The organism is Anaerobiospirillum succiniciproducens DSM 6400 (assembly GCF_000482845.1).
In the GTDB taxonomy this organism is placed as follows: Bacteria; Pseudomonadota; Gammaproteobacteria; order Enterobacterales; family Succinivibrionaceae; genus Anaerobiospirillum; species Anaerobiospirillum succiniciproducens.
Genome location: NZ_AXWV01000121.1, coordinates 1 through 4,323, shown reverse-complemented (window position 1 = coordinate 4,323; position 4,323 = coordinate 1). Strand labels below are relative to the sequence as shown.

Genomic DNA, 4,323 nt, shown 5'->3' with positions numbered 1-4,323 from the left:
AGATGTAACTCCACACTTAGGTGCTCGTTTAACCCGTCTTGACACCGACAGCTACGACTTAATCTCCGATGATGGCGTTGTTGCAAATACTGACTTTGATGTACAGAACGTCTTCTCAATCCCATTAGGCGTAACCTTATCTAAGGCATTTGTTGCAGGCGGCTGGTCATTAGCTCCAAGCGCTGATTTAACTATTGCCTTCAACACTGGCGATACCGACGCTAAGTCAACCACTCGCTTTACTGGCATCAACAAGAACTTAGACTTAACTGCTGAGGTTCTTGATGAGGTTCAGTACGGCTTAACTGTTGGCTTAGGTGCTCAGTACGGTGCATTTGGTACCTCCTTCGGTATCAACTACATTGGTTCTGAGAACACTGATGCTTTCGGTGTTAACGCCCAGGCTCGTTACATGTTCTAATCTAGCCTTCATGGTTTTGGTTTGAACAAACCATAACTTGTCTTAAGACCGCGACCCAAGCTCAAATCCTAAGGATTAGCGCGGTCTCTTTCAGCGATCATGGCTGATGTCAGGGATAGGGCATCGGCTGTGGTCGCTTTTTTCGTTTTATGGTCATCAACGCAAGTCAGGCCTGAAATTGATTGCATAAGATAGCTATACATAAACAGCTTGCAATCTTGATGGACGGGCATGGTATGCATTAATTTGTTTTCCATTTGTATAAGATAAGCTGATAGCGAACCATGAACTCACAATGCATTCATACAGCTCGTTGCAGCATTGTTATAGCCTGAACTGCGTGGACTAATCGACGCTGCTTTATGAGACCTTGTTTTCGTCTATATACGGATGCGTAATGTCAAAGTGCACGCAGGTGTTAAGCGCAATAAGTAGAAGGCTGTAGAGTGCATCCTACGCTTAGTGACTAAGGGCTCATCGACACGTAAGCTTGAGTGGTATTCAAGATGACTGCAGATTAAGCAAAAGCGTTTACTACATCATCAACAGTTGTTGGGTTAAGTGTTGAGTCAACAGTAGAGTCAACAGTTGACTTAACTATCGACTCAACTATTTGCTATGCATTACGACAGCTATTAAATCAGATATTTATCAGGTTTCACGGAGTTGCTGCTACTAGTGGCAGGAGTTGACTTAACAGTTGACTCAACAGTCAAGTCAATCCTTGAGTTAACTTCTGAACTAAGTTTATGGCTAGAGACATTAGTAGTTAAGTAGGGCGATAGGCTTATGAAGAAGCAAATCACTGAAGGGTCATTACAGACAGTTTTGAGTATGGGGTGTAGTGCAGATACCCTTGGGTCGACGCAGATAGTGTTAGAACAGGTAAACAGATTATAACTATGTATTTATCTTGATTGTGTATGACGTAGGATAGGTAAATTAGCCTATTTATAGCTCTAACCAAATAGACAGTGGGCTTTTATCGTGAGTGACTTGCTGCAGTCTAGCAACGCTATTGCAGCAGAAACGAAAACAAAGCTTTCACCATCTTAAATCGTTTGTTACGTAACGACCTTGTATAGAGGCAATCTGACTTATGCCCTGGAAACGCTTAGTACCTCAGCGGAGATCATAATAGTCCCTTAGGTCATTAAACCTTGGGGCACTCGGTAAGTTTTAGTCATGTATTTGCAGATGGTGGATAGTTCGATAGGCTTACATGGTGAGGACAGAACCTGTAATATAGTCGTCAATAAAGGTCATTTATAAGTAAAAATATTCGCCAAAAGTGCATATAGTTTGTTAAAAATGGGCGCTTTATACGTCGATTTTAAGCAATTCTACGATAAATAAGTATAAAAAATATGCGGGGGGGGGGTGAAATAGTTCAGATGCGCCAGTCTAAAGCATATGCCATGTCTATATTGCAAAATCCTACAGCAAGACAGTCACAAAACACTTGTGAAAGAGTGAAAAGCTAGAAGCAGACTGGTCAATATACCAAGCCTAAGTTTGCAACGATGTTCGCTCACCTAAAGCCGGATGTCATGCCATAAAACATACAAACTAGAGCTTGCCTCTTACATACTAAGCGCTGATGCTTATATGTTGTGCTATGCTCAACAGTATAAGGTATATGACCTCCCTCCTAAAGTTACGCATAGTCTTCTCTAGCAACCTTTCATGAAGTCTTTGCTTATAAGTCGCTATAGACGGCAAACAAATATATTCAAAAAGCGATTTGTTCTGCATAGGCATCATCAAACAAACGCATATGATGCCATCCTTAAAGGATAAGCAGTCAAGCCTCCAAATCGCAACCCCATTCGGTTTAATTAAGCTTACAAAGAATGAAGCAAACCAACAACGCCATTAAGTTCTTAATGGCTCAATACCGCGCAATTTTTAAGAACGCCAACATCGCCATGGTAGCAGCCATGGCAGCTGCAGCATTAGCTGCTGGCCAGGCTCAGGCCAAAACTGATGCGTGGGCAAATTTATCTGGCAGAGAGACAATCTCTGCTGATACCACGTATAGTGGTGGTGCCTCTAATGAGAATGCCAACGGTTTTGACCTTACAATTACCAGTGGTACTTTAACATTCAAGGGCGATACCACAGCAGGCAACTTCTCTATGAGCGGTGATAAGACTGGTAAAATCACTCTTAATGGCGATAAGGCTGCTATAAAGATTGGTGGTGACGGCGTTAGCGGCGCAGCTGTTAAAGTAACATCGTTCACTGGTTCAGCTGGCTCACTTACAATTGGTGGTTCCGAGCAGGCCTCCTCTTTAGAAGCTGCCACAATTCTCCTTCAGGGTTCAACTCCAGAAGCTCCTGCAAAAGCAGGTGAAGCTACTTTCCCTATGACTGTAACTCTTGCTAAGAGTGGTGCTCTTGGTGGCGCAAACTCAGCTATCACTGTAGCTACTGGTGCAAAGATTGTTATGGGCGAAAGCACAGAGGGGGCTTCTATTGCTGGTAAGTCCTTAACCTTAAATGGTGGCGTTTTAACTGTTAACGGCGCTAAAGACTTCAAGATTTCTTCACAGAAGGTAGAGGTTAAGACTGGTTCTGAATTCACCATCGGTACCGGCACTGTCACCTTTGACAAGGCAACCGATATTACCTTTGCTGCAGAGACTTTAACCAATGGTGGTACTATTGCTTTAGGTGAAGTTAGTGACACACGTAATGTTAACTTAAAGGTTGATGCAAAAACTTTTAATGAGCAGCTCTTTAAGGACACTAGAAAGGTAAGTGTCAGTGGTAATAGTAATAATGCTGGCACATTAACTATTGAAGCTACTGGTAAAGAAGTTGTTAACCTCGTAGAGTCTGGCTTATTTGCTGAGGCCGGCAAAATCGATACTACTGCTGGATTGGTTTCTGGTGGTACAGCCGGCAACATCAATGTCACCGTAAAGGGTAAGGATGGTACCTTAGCTGCAACTACCCTCGTTGACTCATCAATTGGAAAAGTAAATCTTGAGTTCGATACTCTGACTATCGGCAAGGGTGCAGATTTTGAGCTTAAGAATGCAAAGAACGCAGTTACCGTTAATAAAGGTTTAATTGTTAGCGGTTCAAAAGCTTTAACTCTGGTTAATGGTGGTACTTTAAATCTTGATGGCGAAAATGGTACCGTTACCGCCAAGTCTATTACTGTAGGCAAGGATTCAACATCAGGTACTCTTAATATCAAGAATGGTACTTGGAATATTCCTTCACTTACCATGCACTCTGGTAACGCCGTCATTGAAAAGGCCACTGTAACCTTACAGAAAGATGCTGTTTTAACCACTAAGAACAACGATAACAAGCTCACTTTAACCAGCTCAACCTTAGACGTAACTTCTGGTAAGGTTCAGCTTGCTGAGAGCGGTGCTGCTTTAAATACTGGTTCTAAGCTCTCCATTGCTAAGGATCAGTTATTTACCGCTTCAGGTGATGTGGCAACCCTTACTGCTGATACAAGTAAGAACAAAGTAGTTCAGAACTCCCTTGCTACTGACGGCACTGGCGTACTTGAGATCATGAATGCGGGCAACGTTTCTGCTGACTTAGCTAACGATCTCATGAACAAGTTAGGTTATAAGGGCTTTATACAGTTTGGTGGCAAAAGCACTATTTCTCCATCAAAAAAGGAGACTGTAAACTTCTCTGAAGCTGGTGACATGACCATTCTGGGTGTATATGACAAAACTCAGGTGGTAATGGATAGTGATAACAACATCGACAAGAGCCTGGCTGCAGGTAGCATTAAGCTGCATGAAGCTGATGATACTGGTGTTGTAAAAAATCAAAGCTTGATTTTATCTAATGCTGGTACTGGCGGTGGCAAGTTTGTTCAGAATAGCGATGGCACGAAGGTTGGTGGTCTCCAGCTTTCAGGTGCT

2 protein-coding genes are annotated in these 4,323 nt (G+C 42.7%); both read left to right on the top strand.

Annotation, left to right across the window (positions count from 1 at the left end):
- Positions 1-421 (top strand): autotransporter domain-containing protein (locus tag H524_RS15730; protein ID WP_044122260.1); only part of this gene is annotated, 421 nt, incomplete at its 5' end.
- A 1,853-nt stretch (positions 422-2,274) separates the two neighbouring features.
- On the top strand, positions 2,275-4,323 hold a 2,049-nt coding region (locus H524_RS15725; RefSeq protein WP_044122259.1), incomplete at its 3' end, for a hypothetical protein.